Source organism: Streptomyces sp. SID13031, assembly GCF_010548305.1.
GTDB lineage: Bacteria > Actinomycetota > Actinomycetes > Propionibacteriales > Kribbellaceae > Kribbella.
Window position 1 is genome coordinate 107,585 of sequence record NZ_JAAGLV010000017.1, and the last position, 19,463, is coordinate 127,047.

At 67.5% G+C, this 19,463-nt stretch carries 17 protein-coding genes; 6 read left to right on the top strand and 11 right to left on the bottom strand.

Annotated elements, in window-relative coordinates:
- Positions 1-102: 102 nt before the first annotated feature.
- From rpsT to G3I17_RS29700, 4 genes are all read right to left on the bottom strand, one after another.
- Complete coding sequence (rpsT, locus tag G3I17_RS29685) at positions 103-363, bottom strand: 30S ribosomal protein S20 (RefSeq protein WP_164600920.1); 261 nt, start codon at positions 361-363, stop codon at positions 103-105.
- A gap of 130 nt (positions 364-493) precedes the next feature.
- Positions 494-949, bottom strand: coding sequence for an SRPBCC family protein (locus G3I17_RS29690; protein WP_164600921.1), 456 nt, complete (start codon positions 947-949; stop codon positions 494-496).
- 78 nt (positions 950-1,027) lie between these two features.
- Positions 1,028-2,302 carry a hypothetical protein gene (locus tag G3I17_RS29695; protein ID WP_164600922.1) on the bottom strand — a complete coding sequence of 425 codons (1,275 nt, stop codon included), beginning with the start codon at positions 2,300-2,302 and terminating at the stop codon, positions 1,028-1,030.
- Entirely contained in the window at positions 2,299-2,838 is a 540-nt protein-coding gene (locus G3I17_RS29700) for a SigE family RNA polymerase sigma factor (protein WP_239063051.1), read from the bottom strand. Before G3I17_RS29700 ends, G3I17_RS29695 begins: the two co-directional genes overlap by 4 nt.
- Before the next feature lie 277 nt (positions 2,839-3,115).
- Between G3I17_RS29700 and lepA the strand changes: the two genes are divergently transcribed.
- Genes lepA through G3I17_RS29715 form a run of 3 tightly spaced genes read left to right on the top strand, consistent with a single transcriptional unit; the run spans position 3,116 to position 6,588 of the window.
- Positions 3,116-5,008, top strand: coding sequence for a translation elongation factor 4 (gene lepA / locus G3I17_RS29705; RefSeq protein WP_164600924.1), 1,893 nt, complete (start codon positions 3,116-3,118; stop codon positions 5,006-5,008).
- Positions 5,008-5,919 (top strand): aminoglycoside phosphotransferase family protein, encoded by a 912-nt coding sequence (locus G3I17_RS29710; protein ID WP_164600925.1) that lies wholly within the window; start codon positions 5,008-5,010, stop codon positions 5,917-5,919. The genes lepA and G3I17_RS29710 overlap by 1 nt, the downstream gene beginning before the upstream one ends.
- Positions 5,920-5,961: 42 nt before the next feature.
- Positions 5,962-6,588, top strand: coding sequence for an MOSC domain-containing protein (locus tag G3I17_RS29715; RefSeq protein WP_164600926.1), 627 nt, complete (start codon positions 5,962-5,964; stop codon positions 6,586-6,588).
- Positions 6,589-6,770: 182 nt separating this feature from the next.
- Here the strand turns inward: G3I17_RS29715 and G3I17_RS29720 are convergent, their stop codons facing one another.
- The 4 genes from G3I17_RS29720 to kduI form a co-directional block, all read right to left on the bottom strand.
- Entirely contained in the window at positions 6,771-9,815 is a 3,045-nt protein-coding gene (locus G3I17_RS29720) for a CBM35 domain-containing protein (RefSeq protein WP_239063029.1), read from the bottom strand.
- A gap of 148 nt (positions 9,816-9,963) precedes the next feature.
- Positions 9,964-10,728, bottom strand: a complete 765-nt coding sequence (locus G3I17_RS29725; protein ID WP_203590946.1) for an IclR family transcriptional regulator — start codon at positions 10,726-10,728, stop codon at positions 9,964-9,966.
- A gap of 11 nt (positions 10,729-10,739) precedes the next feature.
- Positions 10,740-11,528, bottom strand: a complete 789-nt coding sequence (locus G3I17_RS29730; protein WP_164600928.1) for an SDR family oxidoreductase — start codon at positions 11,526-11,528, stop codon at positions 10,740-10,742.
- Positions 11,525-12,364 (bottom strand): 5-dehydro-4-deoxy-D-glucuronate isomerase, encoded by an 840-nt coding sequence (gene kduI / locus G3I17_RS29735; protein WP_164600929.1) that lies wholly within the window; start codon positions 12,362-12,364, stop codon positions 11,525-11,527. The genes G3I17_RS29730 and kduI overlap by 4 nt, the downstream gene beginning before the upstream one ends.
- 184 nt (positions 12,365-12,548) lie before the next feature.
- On the opposite strand from kduI, the gene G3I17_RS29740 reads away from it, so the two are divergent.
- Both G3I17_RS29740 and G3I17_RS29745 read left to right on the top strand, forming a co-directional pair.
- Complete coding sequence (locus G3I17_RS29740; protein ID WP_164600930.1) at positions 12,549-14,063, top strand: sodium:solute symporter family protein; 1,515 nt, start codon at positions 12,549-12,551, stop codon at positions 14,061-14,063.
- A gap of 65 nt (positions 14,064-14,128) precedes the next feature.
- Positions 14,129-14,314 (top strand): tautomerase family protein, encoded by a 186-nt coding sequence (locus G3I17_RS29745; protein WP_164600931.1) that lies wholly within the window; start codon positions 14,129-14,131, stop codon positions 14,312-14,314.
- 66 nt (positions 14,315-14,380) lie between these two features.
- On the opposite strand, the gene add is transcribed toward G3I17_RS29745, so the two are convergent.
- Both add and G3I17_RS29755 read right to left on the bottom strand, forming a co-directional pair.
- Complete coding sequence (gene add, locus G3I17_RS29750; RefSeq protein WP_164600932.1) at positions 14,381-15,346, bottom strand: adenosine deaminase; 966 nt, start codon at positions 15,344-15,346, stop codon at positions 14,381-14,383.
- Positions 15,343-16,485 (bottom strand): adenosylhomocysteinase, encoded by a 1,143-nt coding sequence (locus tag G3I17_RS29755; RefSeq protein WP_164600933.1) that lies wholly within the window; start codon positions 16,483-16,485, stop codon positions 15,343-15,345. Before G3I17_RS29755 ends, add begins: the two co-directional genes overlap by 4 nt.
- Positions 16,486-16,716: 231 nt before the next feature.
- Here G3I17_RS29755 and G3I17_RS29760 point away from each other — a divergent pair, with 231 nt between their 5' ends.
- Positions 16,717-17,742 (top strand): aspartate-semialdehyde dehydrogenase, encoded by a 1,026-nt coding sequence (locus G3I17_RS29760; RefSeq protein ID WP_164600934.1) that lies wholly within the window; start codon positions 16,717-16,719, stop codon positions 17,740-17,742.
- Positions 17,743-17,773: 31 nt separating this feature from the next.
- Here G3I17_RS29760 and G3I17_RS29765 read toward each other — a convergent pair whose 3' ends face one another.
- Positions 17,774-19,399: a peptide-N4-asparagine amidase gene (locus G3I17_RS29765; protein ID WP_164600935.1), complete on the bottom strand. Its 1,626-nt coding sequence runs from the start codon at positions 19,397-19,399 to the stop codon at positions 17,774-17,776.
- Positions 19,400-19,463 lie beyond the last annotated feature (64 nt).

Below are 19,463 nucleotides of genomic sequence, written 5' to 3' on the forward strand. Positions count from 1 at the left end.
TGCCGTGGGAGTGGAAGCAGGCCCGCAGGTAGCAGAGACCTGCGGGCGCGCAAAAACGATCGGCCTGGTTCCGGTGTGGAGAGGCCGATCGTTAGGCGTGGATCAGAGGGAAGCGGCCTTCTTGAAGATGGACGACTTCCGGTTCGCAGCCTGGTTGGCGTGGATGACGCCCTTGCTGGCTGCCTTGTCGAGCAGGCGGGCGGCAACGCGGGCCTGCTCCTGCGCCTTCACGGAGTCGCCGGTGTCGGCAGCCTCGCGGAAGCGGCGAACAGCCGTCTTGAGGGTCGACTTCACCGACTTGTTGCGAAGCCGGGCCGACTCATTCTGGCGGTTACGCTTGATCTGGGACTTGATGTTCGCCACGGATGCAGAGCCTCGATCAGTTTTGGGATCAGTACAGGAAAGAGTGGTGCCGTGCACGGGTGAGAACCAACGCACACGCGCGAAGGAACAGATTAGCAAGAAGCCACGGTCAGAGCCAAACCGAGCAGACTCAGGAGACCGACTCCAGGCTGACCTTCAGCCGGCCGAGCGTCTTGTGGATGCCGTACCCGTTGATCTTGGCCCGATCCCCGAAGATCCATCCGGACGCAGTCCTCAACGCCGCCGGCCGCCGATCGGTCCACGACTCGGTGACCGTGCAGCCGCCGGCGCCGTCCGGGGCGAACTCATAGGTCCATAGCGCGATCGGCACCGGCCCGAAGGTGATCCGGAACCCGAACCGCTCACCCGGCACCGCCTCGACCACCTCGCCCTGCGTGACCCACCGGAGCACGCCGGCCCGGTTGTACCCGATGAACCGCGACCCCACCCCAGGCGTCCCACCCGTACTCCAGCGAACCCGGGTGCACTCAGGACTCCACTCGGCCATCCGCGAAAGCTCGCTGACCTGCCCATAGACAGCCAAGGGCGACGCAGCAACCCCGATCGACTCACTGAGATCCGCCACGCCATTCCCTCCTGAGCACAGTCACCAGAAGGCAACGATAGGTGACGTAGGCGGTCCCGGAGGCGTTAGGGCTCGGGGTTATGGGTAGCCGAGCTCCGGTCCTACGGGGGCGCCCTCTTGGGGGCCGTCCTGGATGCGCTCGCAGGCGCCGCTCATCACGTCGCATCGGACAGTGACCTGCCGATCCGTCCGCAGGCCGGCGGAGTTGAGCAGGTGGGTCGCGTCCTCCCAGACCGTCTCGTGGTCGACCGTGACGAGCATCGAGGACATCCGGAGCCGGGGCTCGGTTCCCTCGCCGATCAGGTAGGCCTGAACGATGCCATCGGCGTCGGTGACCAGCACCCGGCCGTCCGGCGACAGCGTGCCGGCCGCGCCCCCACACTTCTCCAGCACGGTGGCCAGCTTGTACGCACTATCCAGCGCGACCACCCGCACGCACTGCGACGGGGTGCCGCCCGGCTCGGGCTGCCCGGTGCCGGCCGGCGTCGCGTCCTGATCGGTGAGCAGCATCCGGTCCGTCCCCCGGTACGCCGTCAGCTGATGCTCGTCGGTGTCCACCGCGACTGGCTTGCCGCCTGGCGTCCACACCTGGGTCACGTACTTGTCCCGGTCGGGCATGAACCACACACCGTGGCTGTTCCACCCGACCACTTCGGAGTTGACGCCCGCCGGCACCGCCGCCAGCTGCTTGCCGGTGACAACCGACACGGTGACGACCGACGCCTTGGCCTTGCCCAGCAGAGCGACGTACGCCAGCTGACTGCCGTCCGGTGACAGCGAGGCGCCATCACCGGTCACCAGCCCGAACGACCTGTACTTCCCGTCGGTACTCAGCACGCCGACCTCAGCCGCGTCGCCGCTCTTCCCCGACTGCCTGTACGCCGCCCAGCCGCACTCGACCCGTCCGATGCTGTAGACCTGCGAACCGCTGGCCAGTGGCACCCGGACGCCACGGTCCTCCAGATAGCCGCCGTCCAGATCGGCATCCTTCGCCATCGTGAACGGCACCCTCGGCGACGGCCCGAACGGCAGTTTGTTCAAGTCGGCGTAGTCGGGGTCGGTGTAGTTCTGCTTTCCGAAGGGCAGCTCCTGGACCGCGGGCGGCGCCGGGCACACGCTCGAGGCGGGTGGTGCCGAGTTGTTCCGCGAGACGGCGATCGGGATCGCCACCGCGACCACCACAGCGGCCATTGCGAGCCCGATGGCCAGCACCGGCACCCATCGCCGCTCGGTGGCGGCAGTAGTACGGCCACCCTCCGCTGGGAACAGCTCCGGCGGTACTGCGTTGTCGGGTACGGTCCGGGCGGCGGTGTCGAGAGCCTCCGACAACCGCTCTTCCAGGTGCTTGGTCATCGGTCCTCCTTCAACTTGTGGCCCAGACTCTTCAGAGCGCGTGACGCCGTCGACCGCACCGACACCTCGGTGATGCCGAGGGTCTGCGCGATGTCCGCGTCGGACAGATGCAGATAGAACCGCATCACCAGTACTTCGCGCCGCCGGGCGGGGAGCGTCGCGAGTGCCGCGAGCACCTCCCGGCGGTCCTCGCCGATCATTGCCGCGCTCTCCGCTGACCAAACGGCCGGCTCGGGCTGGCCCCGGTGCAGCAGCGCGAGCTTGCGGCGCCGGAGTACGGATCGGCTGGTGTTCAGTACCGCGGAGCGCAGGTAGGCCTCGACCCGGGTGCCGTCCTTGATCTTGTCCCAGCGCCGGTACATCGCGGCGAACGCCTCCTGGACCGCATCCTCGGCCGACGGCCGGTCACCCAGCATCAGCAGGGACAGCCGGACCATGCCCGCCCACTGCGCCCGGTACAGCAGCGTGATCGCTGCTTCACGGTCCGTGTCCGGCGCAGGCGGCGCCCCAGGACGGCCGCCCCCGCTCAGCATCATGTCGCTCACTCAGTGTCCTCCGTCGGCCCTTCTTCGGCACTTGCGGCGCCCAGGCACGCTCCTCCAGCACCGCGATACACGCACCTGACCACCGCAAGCACTCGAACAAGTGCCGACGGAGGACACTAAAGAGACACCGGCTCAGCACATTTGTTGCACGCTGAGCCGGGATCAGCCGCTGGTCGCAAACCGGTGGTGCGGCATGGGATGATTGGTCAGTTGCCGCGGACCCTACCGCGCCCTTGGATCGACCACCCGAGACGAACTGGATCCCTTCGTGCCCGCTGTCCCCACGTCCGTTCCGCAGCCCGGTCGTACCGACCCGACGCTGATCCGGAACTTCTGCATCATCGCCCACATCGACCACGGCAAGTCGACGCTGGCCGATCGGATGCTGCAGATCACCGGTGTCGTCGACGGCCGGGACATGCGGGCGCAGTACCTGGACCGGATGGACATCGAGCGCGAGCGCGGCATCACGATCAAGTCGCAGGCGGTCCGGCTGCCGTACGCGCCGAAGCCGGACACCCCGGGCGGACTGCTCGCCCCGGACGGTACGACGTACATCCTGAACATGATCGACACCCCCGGCCACGTGGACTTCACCTACGAGGTGTCCCGGTCGCTGGAGGCGTGTGAGGGCGCGGTGCTGCTGGTCGACGCCGCGCAGGGCATCGAGGCGCAGACACTGGCCAACCTGTACCTCGCGCTGAACGCGGATCTGCACATCATCCCGGTGCTGAACAAGATCGACCTGCCGGGCGCCCAGCCGGAGAAGTACGCCGCGGAGCTGGCGCACATCATCGGCTGCAAGGAGTCCGACGTACTCCGGGTCTCGGCGAAGACCGGTGAGGGCGTCGAGGCGCTGCTCAGCGAGATCGTCGCCCAGGTCACGCCGCCCAAGGGCGTGAAGGACGCCCCGCCGCGGGCACTGATCTTCGACTCGGTCTACGACACCTATCGCGGCGTGGTCACCTACGTCCGGGTCGTCGACGGCGAGCTGAACCATCGCGACAAGATCAAGATGATGTCGACCGGCGCGGTGCACGAGATGCTCGAGGTCGGCGTCATCTCCCCGGATCCGAAGAAGTCGCAGAGTATCGGTGTCGGCGAGGTCGGCTACCTGATCACCGGCGTGAAGGACGTTCGCCAGTCCCGGGTCGGCGACACCGTCACGTCGTCCATCCGCGGCGCCACCGAAGCACTCGGCGGCTACAAGCGCCCGCAGCCGATGGTGTACTCCGGGCTGTTCCCGATCGACGGCGACGACTACCCGACGCTGCGCGACGCGCTGGAGCGCCTGCAGCTCAACGACGCGGCCCTGCAGTACGAGCCGGAGAGTTCGGGCGCGCTCGGCTTCGGCTTCCGCTGCGGCTTCCTCGGCCTGCTGCACATGGAGATCGTCCGTGAGCGGCTCGAGCGCGAGTTCGACCTGGACCTGATCTCGACCGCACCGAACGTCGTCTACCGGGTGGCGATGGACGACGGCAGCGAGCACGTCGTCACCAACCCGAGCGACTTCCCCAACGGCGGCAAGATCGCCGATATCTACGAGCCGGTGGTGCGCGCGACGATCCTCAGCCCGAAGGACTTCATCGGCGTCATCATGGAGCTGTGCCAGGCCAAGCGGGGCAACCTGCAGGGGATGGAGTACCTGTCCGAGGACCGGGTCGAGCTGCGCTACACGCTGCCGCTGGCCGAGATCGTCTTCGACTTCTTCGACCAGCTGAAGTCGAAGACCAAGGGCTACGCGTCGCTGGACTACGAACCGACCGGCGAGCAGGCCGCGGAGCTGGTCAAGGTCGACATCCTGCTGCAGGGCGAGACGGTCGACGCGTTCTCCGCGATCGTGCACAAGGACAACGCCTACGGGTACGGCGTGGCGCTGGCCGGCAAGCTGAAGGAGCTCATCCCGAGGCAGCAGTTCGAGGTGCCGATCCAGGCCGCGATCGGGTCCCGGATCATCGCCCGCGAATCGATCCGGGCGATCCGCAAGGACGTGCTCGCCAAGTGCTACGGCGGTGACATCACCCGTAAGCGCAAGCTGCTCGAGAAGCAGAAAGAGGGCAAGAAGCGGATGAAGATGGTGGGCCGCGTCGAGGTCCCCCAGGAAGCCTTCATCGCTGCCCTGAAGACGAGCGAGTCCCCGGGCGACAAGACCAAGAAGTAATGCCGGTCGAGATCCCCGCGGAGTTCCTCAAGGTCGGCTCGCGCGGCCCGGAGTGGGCCGATTGGCTCGCCGGGCTGCCGCGGTTGACCCGCGACTTGCTGGCTGAGTGGGAGTTGCGCGAGGACGGCGTACCGGCGTACGGGAACTGTGCGTTGGTGGTGCCGGTCCTGGCCAAGGACGGTACGCCGGCTGTGCTGAAGGTGCAGTTCCCGCACTGGGAGGCCGAGAACGAGCATCTCGCGCTGCGGATCTGGGACGGCGACGGCGCGGTCCGGTTGCTCCGGGCGGATCCGCGGCGGTTCGCGTTGCTGCTGGAGCGGGCGCTGCCGCGCGACCTGACCAGCATCGACGCCATCGAGGCGAGTGAGCTCGTCGCGTCGATGTACCGGCGATTGCACGTACCGGCCGGGCCGCAGTTCAAGCTGTTGTCGGGTGAGGCGAAGCGGTGGTCGGCCAAGCTGTCCGAGCTGCCCTCCTCGGCCGCTGTGCCGCACCGGTACGTCGAGCAGGCGGCCGCGCTGGCCCGGGACTTCGCGTCCGACGCGCAGACCGACGGCCGGTTGATCCACACGGACCTGCACTACTTCAACGTGCTCGCGGCCGAACGCGAACCCTGGCTCGTGATCGACCCCAAACCGCTGTCGGGTGATCCGCACTACGAGGTCGCGCCGCTGCTGTGGAACCGCTGGGAGGAGATCGCCGCCGCTCGCGATCTCCGCTTCGCGGTGCGCCGGAGGTTCTACGCCATCATCGACGCCGCCGGCCTGGACGAAGAGCGGGCCCGCGCCTGGGTGATCGTCCGCCAGATGGTGAACGCCGTCGACGCCGTACGAGACGCCGGCGCCGACGAGTCGCTCCCGCAGGACTGGCTCACCCGCAACATCGCCGTCGTCAAGGCCATCCAGGACTAAACCACTAGCAGAGTGTTGCCCGCGCGGGAGAGCATGGCTGGTATGCGCGTGCTGACGGTGAATGTGGTGGAAGAGCAGATCCCGGGGCCCAAGGAGACAGGGTTCACGGCGATCGACAAGCGGCCGCAGCGTCGGCGGGTGCCGGTCGGGGAGCTCGGGCTGGCGGGTGACAGCGTCTGCGACACGAAGAACCATGGTGGTTTGGATCAGGCGGTCTACGCGTACGCCGAGGAGGACGCGCGCTGGTGGACTGAGCAGCTCGACCGCGATATCCCGTCAGGGCTGTTCGGCGAGAATCTCCGGACCGAGGGGCTCGACATCAACAACGCGCTGATCGGCGAGGTCTGGCGGATCGGTGCCGAGGTCGAGGTGATGGTCCGCGCACCGCGGATCCCATGCGTCACCTTCCAGCACCGGATGCAGCTCAAGGGCTGGGTCAGGCGCTTCCACCAAGCCGGTCGGCCGGGCGCCTATTTCAAGGTGCTGAAGACGGGCACGATCGGTGCCGGCGACGCCATCGAGGTGTTCAGCCGCCCGGACCACGAGGTCACTGTCGCCACCATGTTCGCCGCGCAGGACTCCGCCAAGATGCAGACCATGCTCGACTCCGGCGTCGACCTGGTGGACGAGCTGAGGGCGAACGCGGAGCGCATCGCAGCCCGAGCCTGAAAGCCGGACGCCCCCGATCCTGGCTCGGGATGGCGGCCACTAGCAGGTTTCGTACCGCTGGCGTGATACTTCACGCCAGCGGTACAACAACCTGCCAGCCGACCCTCACCGTTGCTGGAAGCAACCAAGTCCGCGCCTGCCGGCCACCCCGAAGTCCTCGCCCGCCTAGAAATCGGAGGGCGCTAGGAGACGGTCAGGCTGTCCGCGTTCGGACCACCGTTGGCGGTGGTCGCGACCGCCTTGATCTTGTTGCTTCCAGCAACCAGGTTGACCGTGACCGTCTTCGTCTGCCAGGTCGTCCAGGCTCCGGTGCCGGCGAACGCCAGACCAGGGGAGACGACCGTGCCGTTGACGGAGAGGTTCATCGGCCGGTTCACCGTCGTACCGTTGGCGTAGCGAAGGTCGATCGTGGCCGGTCCGGCCGTGGTGGCGTTGACGGTCCACTCGACCGCGCTGCCGGTGGCGTTGTCGTAGTTCACGAAACCGCGGCCGGTGAAGCCCGCGTGGTTCGACTCGACCACGCCGGCGGTGATCGTGGCGTCCTCGGCCTCGTAGACGACCGGGTCGGGATCGGTCGGCCCGCCACCGTTGCCGGGGATCGTCTGCGTCGCCGTGTTATAGCCGGTGATCCGCACCGAAGGCGAAGCGCCCTTCAGATCAGCGGTCCGGTACGACGCCCGCAGTACTGCGGTCTCGCCCGGCCAGAGCGATACCGCGTTATCGTTCCACTGCACCGGCAGGACCGGTTTGCCGGCCGCCCCGACGATATGCGCGTCGAGGTAGAACGCTGGGGTCTTCGCCGTCGACGTGTTCTTCAGCGTCACCGTCGTCGTGGTGGTGTCGCCGCTGGCGGAGGTCGAAGCGCTCGCGGAGACGGGCGCCTGGGCCAGACTCGACAAGCCGGTCAGGTCGGCGTAGCTGGTCGTCGGCGTGTAGTACCAATCGGTGTTGTTCCAGTCGAGCGTGTCTGCCTTGGTGGACAGCCAGTACACGTTCCGGCTGACCTCGACGCCGGACGAATTCGTCAGTACGAGCTTGGCCAGGTACGTCGTCGACAACCCGCTCACCGCCGGGATCGTCAGCGCCGTCGCCTTGCCGCCGTCACCGGGAACCGTGACGCCCGCCGACTGCGAGAACTTCTCCGTGCCGTCGATGTTGTAGAGCTTCACCGAAGCCGTCAGCCCGGAGGCGGGCGCATGATTTTGGTTGACCACGGCAACGGACTTGGTGTCGTAGGAGTACTGGATGTGCAGCGGCTCGTTCGCCTTCTTGGCGCCGTAGTACGCGCCGTTCTGGTCCAGATAGGTGTCGAACAGCTGCCAGTGCAGCGACGTCCAGCCGCTGTTGAGCATCCAGTAGATCAACCCCGTCGACGGATTCGACGCGTCGGTGAAGTTCCGGTTGTGCGACTCGAACTCGGCGCGCACGTTCTCGTACGCCGCGAGCTGGGCCTTCTTCACGTAGTCGGTCAGGTTCGCCGGAGCGCCGTACCGGCCGGTCAGCGCGTTGCCGAACAGCTTCAGGTTGCCGAAGGTCGTCGACGAGGATCGGTGGTACTGCGCCGCAGCCGGGTTCTTCCACAGCACTTCGAGCTCGGCCGGCGTCATCATCCGGTTCAGCGTGTCCATCGTCGGGATGTCCGGCCCGGCCGAGGTCTCCGAGTTGAAGCCCCATGCGCCACCGGAGTCGGCGTGTGCCTTGTCGTACCAGTAGTTCGGCGGGATCCAGTCGTAGGGCCCGTTCATCTTCATCCCGGAGCTGCCGAGCTGCGGTGACGACTTCGCCGACGCGGCCGGGATCGCCGGGGTCTGCCAGTCGGCCGCGGCCAGCGCGTCCAGGTAGCCCTTCTCGGTCGCCGCGTTCGGCGCGAAGTCGCTGCCGATCAGGAAGGTGAGAACGCTCGGGTGGTTGCGCAGCCGCTCGGCCTCACCCGTCATCGAGTCCTTCGCGATCTGCTTGTCCTCCGCCGTCCAGGTGCCGCCGCTGGACTGGCTCTCCCACTTGTCGCAGCACTCCCACCCCGGCATGGTCAGCACGCCGAGCTGGTCAGCCAGGTCGAAGAACTCGTCCGGCTCGATGTGCCCTTCCAGCCGGACCGTGTTGAGGCCCAGATCCTTGACGTACTTGAGCTTGTCGGCCGCATACGTCGCATCCCAGCGCAGGAAGAGATCCGGCGACCACCCGCCACCCTTCACGAGCAGCGGCCGCCCGTTGATCGAGTACGCCCGGCCACCACTGCTGTTGAGCGGCGCCTTCACCTCCCGTACTCCGAACTTGGCCGACGCGCTGTCAGACGCCGTGCCGGCCACCGACGCCGTCAGGTCGAGAGCGTAAAGCGGCTGGCCGCCCATCCCGGCCGGCCACCAGACGTTCGGGTTGTCCAGCCCGATCGTGGCGAAAGTGACGGTCTTCTTCTCCTTGGCCGCAAGGGAAACCGACTGACTGACCGGTACGCCGGCCACGGTGCCGCTGACCGTCGTCGTCACGGCAGCCGCCGAGTCGTTGCGGACGTCGACCTTGGGCGTGAGATCCGCGTGGTTGAGCGCCGGAACCGTCAGCTTCGTGACGACATGGGCTCCGCGCAGAGCGACGGGACCGCTGTGCCGGACGACGACATCGCGGACGATGCCCATGTTCTGGTCCGGCGGCGTCTGGGCCCAGTCGATCCAGCCCATCGTGAGGTCGGTGTTGGGGTTGTTCGGGTAGACCTTGAACGCGATCGCGTTGCTCCCGGCATGCACCTGCGCGGTGATGTCGAGGTCATGCCGCGTGTAGGCGCCGGCCACCTGGAACTTGTCGGCCACCCGGACGCCGTTGACCCAGACGTCGGCCCGGGACAGTACTCCGCTGAAGTCTAGGTACGTGCGCTGGCTGGTGTCGGTGACCTGCAGCTCCGAGCGGTACCACCACGGCACGCTGAACTGGGCCTTGTCGACGTTCTTCATGTTGGTCGAGAAGAACGGGTCCGGGTACTTGTTGTTCTGCAGCAACCCGGCGAACACCGTCGAGCGCGACGAGACCGGCAGCCAGCCGGACGTCGGGAAGCCCGGTTTGGTGACGGCGGAGTCGTCGGAGACCTGCGCGGAGGTCTGCAGCAGGAAGCTCGGGATCGGGCTGACCGAGGCGGCGGCCTCGGCTCGAGGCAGGGCGCCGGCGGCGGGGATCGCCGTACAGACGCCGGCGACCAGGGCGGTCGCCAGCAACCAGTGGGGCAAACGGTTTCTCAAAGGACGCAGCATCGATGGGCCTCCTGGGGCGGGACGGGCCGTTGATCGTTAAGAAAGTTTCCTAATAATCAAAGCCGATGCTAGCGCCGCCGAAGGCCTGCTGACAACGGACTGCGCAGGATTGACTGCGCTGCGTCAGCAGGAGGGATCAGTGCGTGGGCTCCAGGTAGCCGAGAGCGGCCGAGATCTTGCGAGCGGCCTCGATCGCGGCCGGTGCCATCAGGGCGACCTGGGCGATGGATTGCTCCAGGGACAGCGTCGAGATGCTGACCGCTGCGATCGCGGTAGCGGTGTGGTCATGGATGACGGCCGCGACGCAGCGGATGCCGGGCTCGTTCTCCTCGTCGTCCAGGGCGTACCCGCGGGAGCGGACCTGGATGAGGTCGGCCTTCAGGGAGGCCGCGGTCGTGTGGGTCAGGGGAGTACGAGCCGGCAGGCCGGTGCGGGTGACGAGGGCGTCGAGCGCGTCGTCGTCCTTCTCGGCGAGCAGGGCTTTGCCGATCCCTGTGCAGTGCAGCCAGAACGCCTTGCCCACGCGCGAAGGCATCCGGTACGGCTTGGGGCCGTCCAACCGGGCGACGTAGATCGCCTCGTCGCCGTTCAGCAGGCCGACATGCACCGTGCAACGGGTCTGCGCGACGAGATCGGCCAGTACCGGCCGGGCAACCGTCGCCAGGTCGACGTTGGTGAGCGCGTGACCGGCCAGCCGGAGCGCCTTCGGGCCCGGATGGTACGAACCGTCCTCGGACTGCGCGACGAAGTCGTGTTCGACCAGCGACGCCATGATCCGGTGCACGGTCGATTTGGCCAGGCCGGTGGCCGTCACCACGTCGGTGAAGCGCGAGTGCTCGAGGACGGCGTCGAGCACCATCAGCGTCTTGTCGATGGCCGAGGGCGAACTCATGTCGCTCATCCTGTCACCTCTTATCTGGCTAGCCAGCCACCGTCGACGGCCAGTACGTGTCCGTTGACGTAGTCGGACGCCGCCGAGGCCAGAAAGACCGCCACGCCGACCAGGTCCTCGGGCCGGCCCCAGCGCCCGGCCGGGATGCGGTCGCGGATGGCCGCTTCCCGCTCCGGGTCGGCCCTCAGATCAGTCGTGTTGTCGGTACTGATGTACCCCGGAGCGATCGCGTTCACCTGTACGCCGGCCGGCCCCCACTCGTTGGCCAGCGCCTTGGTGAGCCCGGCGACCGCGTGCTTGCTCGCCGTGTACGCCGGGACAGTGACCCCGCCCTGGAAGCTCAGCAGGGAAGCGATCGTGATGATCTTGCCGCCGCCGCGCTGGACCATCGCGGCGCCGATCGGCCGGGTGACCGCCCAGGTGGAGTTCAGGTTCACGTCGATCACGTGCTTCCAGTCAGCCGCCCCCGTGGCTGCCGCCGGCGCGCGCCGGATCGTACCGGCGTTGTTGACCAGGATGTCGATCTGCCGGCCGGCCGCCGCCGCGTCGGCGACCGCGGTGGTCGCGGCCTCTTCTACGGCGGTGGGGTCGGCGAAGTCAGCCGTGACGACGGTCGCCTGACCGCCGCCGTTCTCCTTGATCGCTTCCAGCGTGTCTTCGAGTGCCGCGTCCCGGGCCATCAGGATGAGGTCCGCGCCCGCGGCGGCGAGGCCGGCCGCGATCGCCGCGCCGATCCCGCGTCGCGCGCCGGTCACCAGCGCCGTCTTGCCCGCGAGGGAGAAGCTGGAAGAAGTGGCGGGCTGAGTCACCGAATGTCCTTCACATCGACGCCGTCCATGTCGGTGAAGGCCTGGTTCTCGCCGGCCATCGCCCAGACGAAGCTGTACGACGAGGTGCCGACGCCCGAGTGGATCGACCAGCTCGGCGAGATGACCGCCTGGCGATCGGCGATCAGCAGGTGCCGGGTCTCCTCGGGCTCACCCAGCAGGTGGACGATCCGCTCCGACTCCGGCAGGCCGAAGTACAGGTAGCACTCGGTCCGCCGGTCGTGGGTGTGCGCGGGCATCGTGTTCCAGGTGCTGCCCGCGTGCAGGGTGGTCACGCCGAGCACGATCTGGCAGCTCTTCACGCCGTCGGCATGGATGTACTGGTCGATCGTGCGGCGGTTCGCGGTCTGCTGGTCGCCGAGCTCGAGCCGGTTGCCTTCGCCGGGCTGGACGAGGGTGGTCGGGAAGTCGGTGTGCGCTGCCGCGGAGAACAGGTAGAAGGCGGCATCGGTGCCCTCGAAGACGACCTCGCGCGCACTGCGGCCGGCGTACAGGCAGGCGCCGGTGACGAGCTCGAACTTGGTGCCGTCGACTGTCACGGTGCCGGGGCCGCCCACGTTGACGATGCCGGCCTCGCGGCGCTCGAGGAAGTACTCGCTGCGCAGCTCCGGCCACGTGCCCAGGGTGAGTGGGCCGCTGACCGGGCGGGCGCCGGCCAGCACGATCCGGTCGTGGTGGGTGAGCACCGCGGTGACCGTGTCGGCGGTGAACAGGTCATCGACCAGGTACGTCCGGCGCAGCGCGGCGGTGTCGAACCCGGGCACCTGGTCGGGGTGGGTGGCGTGCCTGACCTGGAGGGCTTTCTGCGACGAATTCACAGAACAAGGTTCTATCTCGCGGAACAGTCTGTCAAACCTTGTCCGTGTCGTGGGCTCGATGTACCCGATTGGTCTCGGTACTTGTTCCGCCTCTTGACACATGGTTCTGACAGATGGAACCTTCCTTCACATCCCGCCCTTGGAGGCCAAGCATGTTGGAGGCCAAAATGTTGGAGAAGCGTCGATGACAGCGCTCGACTGGACGGTGCTGGCCGGCTATTTCGTGCTGATGGTGCTGATCGGACTGTGGTCGCGCACCAAGATCAAGACGGTGGTGGACTACTTCACCACCGGTGGCCGGATTCCCTGGTGGCTGTCCGGCATCTCGCACCACATGTCCGGCTACAGCGCGGTCATGTTCGTCGCGTTCGCGGCGGTCGCTTACAACTACGGCATCACCGTGTACGTCTGGTGGGCCGTCTCGATCGGCGTCGGCGTCGGTATCGGCGCGTTCCTCTTCGCCGCCCGATGGAACCGGCTCCGCGCGAAACACGGCGTCGTCTCGCCGCTGGAGTACCTGGCCAAGCGGTACAACCTGCCGACGCAGCAGGTGCTCGCGTACTCCGGTGCCGCGCTCAAGGTGGTCGACATCGCCGCCAAGTGGGTCGCGATCGCCGTCCTGCTGAACGGCTTCACCGGCGTACCGATGCGCTGGGGCATCCTGCTCACCGGTGTGGTGACGATGCTCTACGCGACGCTGGGCGGACTGTGGGCCGACGTGCTCACCGACTTCGGCCAGTTCATCATCCAGGCCGCGGCCGGGATCGCGATGTTCATCGGCGTGCTGACCCATCTCGACGGCATCCCCACGCTGTGGAAGATGTGGGACCAGTTGCCCGAGGGGCACGGCAGCGCGCTGAACGGGCCGTACACACCGGTCTTCTTAATAGCGTTCCTGTTCATCAAGACGTTCGAGTACAACGGCGGCATGTGGAACCTGGCGCAGCGCTATATGGCCGCGCCGTCCGGTTCCGAGGCGAAGCGGGCCGCGCTGTTGTCGTCGGCCCTGTGGCTGGTCTGGCCACTGGTGCTGTTCATCCCGATGTGCGCCGCGCCGCTGCTCGTTCCTGATCTGGCCAAGCCGGAGCAGTCGTACGTCGCGTTGGCGCAACTGCTGCTGCCGAGCGGGCTGATCGGGCTCGTGCTGGCCGGGTTCTTCTCGCACACGATGGCGATGGTGGCCTCGGACGCGAACGTGATCTCCTCGGTGATCACCCGCGACATCGGCCCGGTGCTGTGGCCCAAGCTGCGCCGCCTGTCCGACGTGGCGACGCTGAAGTTCGCCCGGATCACCACCTTCACCTTCGTCACGGTGAGCATGCTGATCGCGATCCTCACCAACGGTCAGGGCGTGGTGCTGAAGATCGTCGTTGACCTGGTGGCCGCCACGATGGGGCCGATCTCGATCCCGTTGATGCTGGGGCTGCTGCCCTGGTTCCGGCGCTCCGGGCCGCGGGCGGCGATCGTCTCCTGGGCGACCGGCCTGAGCGTCTGGGCGGTCGTCAAGTGGGGTATCGAGTCCACCGACACGACGCTGGTGGTGGCGTTGCCGCTGGCAACTTCCCTGGTCGTGTACGTCGGCCTCGGGCTGCTGCTGCCGGAGCGCCGGGAGTCGGTCGACGAGCTGCTCGATTCGCTCAACACCGACCCCGACGACTCCGCCGAGGTGCTCGCCAGGCGAGCAGCCGCGGTCAGCTAGCGTTGAATCTGGAACAATGTTCCGTGATGCAGAACCCGTCATCTGATCTCTGAGGAGCTCCTCCTATGCCGAACATCACCGTCGAACTGCTCTCCGGTCGCACCCTCGACCAGCGCCGCGAGTTCGTCGCCGCCGTCACCGACTCCGCGATCTCCATCCTCGGCGCCAAGCGCGAAGCGGTCCGGATCGTCTTCCAGGAAATCGAGAAGTCGGACGTCGCCAACGGCGGCATCCTCGTCTCCGACAGCTGACACCCCTCCGCTCCGCGGTGCGAGCCCACCACTGGTGGGCTCGCACCCCAAGGGGCGGCTCGTCGCTCAGCTGTTCTGCGGGTTGGCGTTGCCGAAGGCGGCGGTCAGAGATTGCTGTGCCACCTTGGCCAACTGCTCTGCTGTCAGCCCAACCTCGTTCAGCGCCGCTCGGTGCTCCTGCGAGAGCTTGACGTCGCTCACGCGTGGGTTGTCGGTGTTGAGCGTGACCGGCACTCCGGCTGCCAGGAGCTTGTGGATCTGGTGCTCGGCGTAGCTCGGAGCGGCACCCGTCTGGGTGTTGCTCGTCAACGACACCTCCAGCGTGACGCCTCGCTCTGCCAGCGCCTCCATCAATCGCGGGTCCTCAGCGGCCCGTACTCCGTGACCGATGCGCTCGGCCCCGAGATGCTTCACCGCATCCCACACGCTGTCGGCGCCCGCGGCCTCACCCGCGTGGATCGTCACGTGCAGCCCGGCATCGCGCGCCTTCGCGAAGGCAGCAGCGAACAACTGCGCCGGGAAGTTCGCCTCGTCGCCGGCCAGATCGACCGCGCAGAAGGTGTCCTTGCGAGACAGCAAGGTCGCGATCTGCTGCTCGGCCGAGTCGGCACCTAGATGTCTGACCACGATCCCGATCAACCCGACCGGCAGCTTCCGCCGAGCCGACCGCTCGGCCACGGCGTCCGACACCGCATCGATCACCGCTTCAGGCGCGAGCCCGGTGTCGTGCGCGATGATCCCCGGGCAGTAGCGCAGTTCCAGATAGTCCAGGCCGTCGTCGAAGGCGTCGTCCACAGCCTCAGCGGCGGCCCGGCTCCAGTCGTCCAGCTCGGTCAGCACGCCGATCGCGACGTCCACCTTCGCCAGGTACGGGAGTAACCCGGTCTGGGAGCCGTCGGCAACCAACGCAGTACGGGGTGCTGGTCTGGTAGCGAGCTCGTGGCCGGTACGGGCGGCGATGTCGAGGACCGTGCTCGTCCGGATCGAGCCTTCGAGGTGCCGGTGCAGGTCGATCAAGGGCAGGTTGGTCATGACAGCTCCAGCGTTGCGGCGAAGGTTTCGGCGATTTCACGATCGAGGTCCAGAGGTACAGCCTGTACGCCGGGAGCCGCGCGACCCGTCGCGACCAGGGCGAGCGAGCGGGCCTGCAGCGTGAGACCGAGATCCATCGCCTCGATCGGGTTGCCGCCGGCGCTGACCAGGTTGATCATCCGGGTCTTCGCCAGGACCGTGATGCGACGGCCGTCGGGCTGGATGTAGGTCTCGTGGTCGGCGGTCTGCCGTGCGGATCCCGCTCCGGTGGCAGGCGTGGGCGGGCCGAGGCGTTGAAGATCGAGCTCCCAGGGGCAATGGCCGACGCCCGCGATCACCGCATTGTCTGGCAGGGCTGCGATGCCTTCGTCGCTGACGACATCGGGATGCCCGGTGGCGAGGAACAGCAGGTCGGTATCGGCTAGGAGAGTGTCCAGCCGGCCTACCTGGTGCCCGTCGAGCGCGGCTTCGAGCCGACGGTACGGGTCCTGGTCGGCGACGCTGACTCTTGCGCCTAGCTGACGCAGCGTTTGCGCCACGCCGCGACCGCAGGGGCCGTAGCCGGCCACCGTTGCGCGGGTGCCCGGGATCATCTTGTTGGTCGCGTTCATGAAGCCCTGGACCACCGACTGCCCGACTCCCCACCGGTTCTCGACGAGCAGTTTGAGCGGGCTGTCGTTGATCACGATGACGGGGAACGGCGGTGGCTCCGAGCGCTGCCGCAGGAGGAGCGCTCCGGTCGTCGTCTCCTCGGTGCCACCCCGAAACTCTGACGGCAGGCCGCTGTCGAGGAGTGCGCGGATGAGGTCGGCGCCGTTGTCGAGTACGAGCTGCGGGTCGCTGGTCAGCACGGCTTTGATCCGCGGAGCGTCATCGTCGGCCGCGGCGTGGACGTGGACGCCGAGAGTGGTGAGCCAGTCGGCGACGTCCTGGCGCGTAGTACCGGGGGAGCCGGTCAGCCACACTTCGGCGCCGGCTTCGACCAGGAGCGCGCAGAGCACCGCTGTCTTGGGCTCGATGTGCAGGCAGATCGCTATCCGCAAGCCTTTGAGTGGTGTCAGGTCGGTGTCGAGCAGCAGGGGCATGTTCTGGGCTGCCCACCGCACGTCGGCATGGGTGAACTGGGAGAGGTCGTGCATGAGTGATCCTTCGCAGCGAAAGGAGAAGATGACGGTCGGCTCGGCTGGGACAGCCGTGGGCCTACTGGTACAGGTCGCTGCGGTACGAGTGGTCGCCGAAGATCACCGCGGCACGCACGGTCGACCGGCACTTTGCACTCGTCACCCTTCGAGAATAACTCATGCTCGTGGGGCCCACCGGATGGTGGACGCCCAGCCAGGCGGGCGCAGCCCTTCTACTAGGCTGTTTTCATGCGAGTAGGAGTGTTCGGGGCCACAGGTCAGGTCGGCGGCGTGATGCGGCAGTTGCTGGTGGAGCGGGGGTTCCCGGTCGACGAGATCCGGTACTTCGCCTCTGCCCGCTCGGCCGGTAGTCAGTTGGCGTTCGGCGACGAGAAGATCACCGTCGAGGATTCGGCGACCGCCGACTTCAAGGGACTCGACCTGGCGTTGTTCTCCAACGGGAAGACGGCCTCCAAGGCGTTCGCCCCGAAGGTGGCCGCCGCGGGTGCCGTCGTCGTCGACAACTCGTCCGGCTGGCGGATGGACCCGGAGGTCCCGCTGGTCGTTGCCGAGGTCAACCCGGGCGATCTCGACCACCTGCCCAAGGGCATCGTCGCCAACCCGAACTGCACCACGATGGCGGCCATGCCGGTGCTGGCGCCGCTGCACCGCGAGGCCCGCCTCACCCGGCTGATCGTGTCGACCTACCAGGCCGTTTCGGGCTCGGGCGGCGTCGGCGTACGGGAGCTGGAAGAGCAGACCCAGGCCCTCGCGTCAGATGCTGGTCGGCTGGCTCTCGGCACGGAGGGGATCGAGCTTCCGCAGCCGCAGGTGTACGCCGGTCCGATCGCCTTCAACGTGCTCCCGCTGGCCGGCTCGATCGTTGCCGACGGCACCGGTGAGACCGACGAGGAGCAGAAGCTGCGCAACGAGAGCCGCAAGATCCTGCACCTCCCGGATCTGCTGGTGGCCGGCACCTGCGTCCGCGTCCCCGTCTTCACCGGCCACTCGCTCAGCATCCACGCCGAGTTCGCCGATCCGATCACCCCCGAGCGCGCCACCGAACTACTGTCTGGCGCCCCGGGGGTCGAGCTCGCCGACCTGCCGACCCCTCTGCTTGCCGCAGGCAATGACCCGTCCTATGTCGGCCGAATCCGCCAGGACCAGTCCGTCCCGGGCAACCGCGGCCTGGTCCTCTTCATCACCAACGACAACCTCCGCAAAGGCGCAGCCCTCAACGCAGTACAGATCGCCGAACTGCTCGCCCAACGCTGACCGAGCCCACCACTGGTGGGCTCGGCCGCCTTTAGCAGCGGTAGTGGTCCTTGGTGTAGATGCCGTTGATGGCTGACAGGGTGTGGTCGTAGCAGCCGCCGGTGCCTGAGGCTCGGTAGCGGACGGTTTGGGTGCCGGTGGCGTGGCGTTGGTCGCGGGGGACGTTGTAGATCCACGAGGCGCGGCCGTCGTAGGTCTCCTCCGTGCGCCGATCCGCCAGGGTCAGCGGGCCGAGACGGCTGGTGGTGTGGCTGCGGTCGGCCACGTCGAGGTCGGTGATCACGTCGTAGCCGTCGGGGATCGTTGCGTGGGGCAAGAAGCTGATGTACCCGTTCTTGCTGTAGGTCAGGTCGGTGCGATCGACCCGCAACCCGGTGGTGACGGTGGAGAGGTCGCGCCAGGATGCGTCGAGGGCGTCGCGCGACTCGCCCGCCTCCCAGACGTGCAGGCTGTCGTTGGTGAGTGAGCGCTCGACAGTCGTACGGATGCGCCCGGCCGACGTGTCGACGTACCCGCTGATCTTGAGCGCCCGCGACGCCTTCGTCTGCACGGATCCCGCCGCGCCGCTGCTGCCGGTGACGTCGTCCGACTTGGTCAGCGGTGATACGGCGTACGAGGTCAGTTTGCCGTGGGTCTGCTTCAGGATCGGGTCGGTCCAGACGTGCAGGTTGGGCACGGTGAACCACCCGCTCTGCCCGGCCGGTACGCCGACGACGTGGACGCGGAACTCGTGCGGCTTGCCGTCGCTGACCAGCCCGGCGAACGGCGTCAGGTCATAGGTCAAGGGTTTGATGTCGAAGGCGCGCGGAGCGGGGGAGGGGCGCCAGGAGTACGGGTTCGACCAGCCGCCCGTGTAGATGTAGGGATACGGCAGCGCGATCCCGGCGACCTTGCCGTCGATCTGTACTTCGACCTCACGGTACGGCGAGCCGTCCGGGCACGAGTAGCCCGTCGAGGCCGGCGCCGACGTGTCCCAGAACTCCTCGCACCCGCCGCCGGAGCCGGTCACGTAGACCTCACCGAGCAGGCGGGACGTGTTCCGCGGCAGCGTCGCAGTACCGATCAGGTCGGAGTCTTCGCGGCGCTGGTCCTGCAGGGGGACGACGGCGTTCGCAGTACGGGCTGCCGGGGCGCCGAGGCCGGTTGTGTAGAAGTCGAGCGTGACGACGATGTCGAGGACTCCGGTGTAGGTGTCGTTGACGACGTTGCCGAGCTCCATCACCACTGGTTGCGGGGTGCGCAGCAGCGGGCTGTACGAGGTGAGGTCCTTCTCGACCTGCCAGCTGATGCCGTCGGCGCTCGGCTCGGGGGTCGAGGTGCGGAAGACGCCGACGCCGCCGATCGTGATGTGTCCGAGGCGGTCGTACTGGACGCCCTTGACCGAGCCCTGCATCCGCAGGACCACCTTCGACCACGGACCGCGGCAGGCGGCCGGTGGGGTGTAGGTGGAGGTGTACGGGTCGAAGTTCTTGAAGCCGTTCCGGACGATTTCCACCGAGCAGTGCCTGGTGTGCGGCACCGCGACGGGCGGGGCCGGCGTCCTGGGATCGGAGTAGTCGCTGCCGAACTCGCCCGGCGGCGGTTCAGCGCTCGCAGGCGACAGGAAGCCGAGGAATAGGACGGACAGTGAGAGGAGTGCCACAGACCGTGCGCGCATGTTGCGGAAACGTAATCGAGATGGTGCGCGTGGGCAAGCGAAGGCCATGGTCAGCGCTGGCTGC

What these genes read in the sequence shown, in the direction of transcription:
- G3I17_RS29700 (WP_239063051.1), bottom strand. Translation starts at nt 2,838, where the DNA reads ATGATGCTGAGCGGGGGCGGCCGTCCTGGGGCGCCGCCTGCGCCGGAC.
- G3I17_RS29725 (WP_203590946.1), bottom strand. Translation starts at nt 10,728, where the DNA reads ATGAGCGACATGAGTTCGCCCTCGGCCATCGACAAGACGCTGATGGTG.
- G3I17_RS29745 (WP_164600931.1), top strand. Translation starts at nt 14,129, where the DNA reads ATGCCGAACATCACCGTCGAACTGCTCTCCGGTCGCACCCTCGACCAG.
- G3I17_RS29740 (WP_164600930.1), top strand. Translation starts at nt 12,549, where the DNA reads ATGACAGCGCTCGACTGGACGGTGCTGGCCGGCTATTTCGTGCTGATG.
- G3I17_RS29715 (WP_164600926.1), top strand. Translation starts at nt 5,962, where the DNA reads ATGCGCGTGCTGACGGTGAATGTGGTGGAAGAGCAGATCCCGGGGCCC.
- G3I17_RS29710 (WP_164600925.1), top strand. Translation starts at nt 5,008, where the DNA reads ATGCCGGTCGAGATCCCCGCGGAGTTCCTCAAGGTCGGCTCGCGCGGC.
- G3I17_RS29755 (WP_164600933.1), bottom strand. Translation starts at nt 16,485, where the DNA reads ATGCACGACCTCTCCCAGTTCACCCATGCCGACGTGCGGTGGGCAGCC.
- G3I17_RS29760 (WP_164600934.1), top strand. Translation starts at nt 16,717, where the DNA reads ATGCGAGTAGGAGTGTTCGGGGCCACAGGTCAGGTCGGCGGCGTGATG.
- add (WP_164600932.1), bottom strand. Translation starts at nt 15,346, where the DNA reads ATGACCAACCTGCCCTTGATCGACCTGCACCGGCACCTCGAAGGCTCG.
- G3I17_RS29765 (WP_164600935.1), bottom strand. Translation starts at nt 19,399, where the DNA reads ATGCGCGCACGGTCTGTGGCACTCCTCTCACTGTCCGTCCTATTCCTC.
- G3I17_RS29695 (WP_164600922.1), bottom strand. Translation starts at nt 2,302, where the DNA reads ATGACCAAGCACCTGGAAGAGCGGTTGTCGGAGGCTCTCGACACCGCC.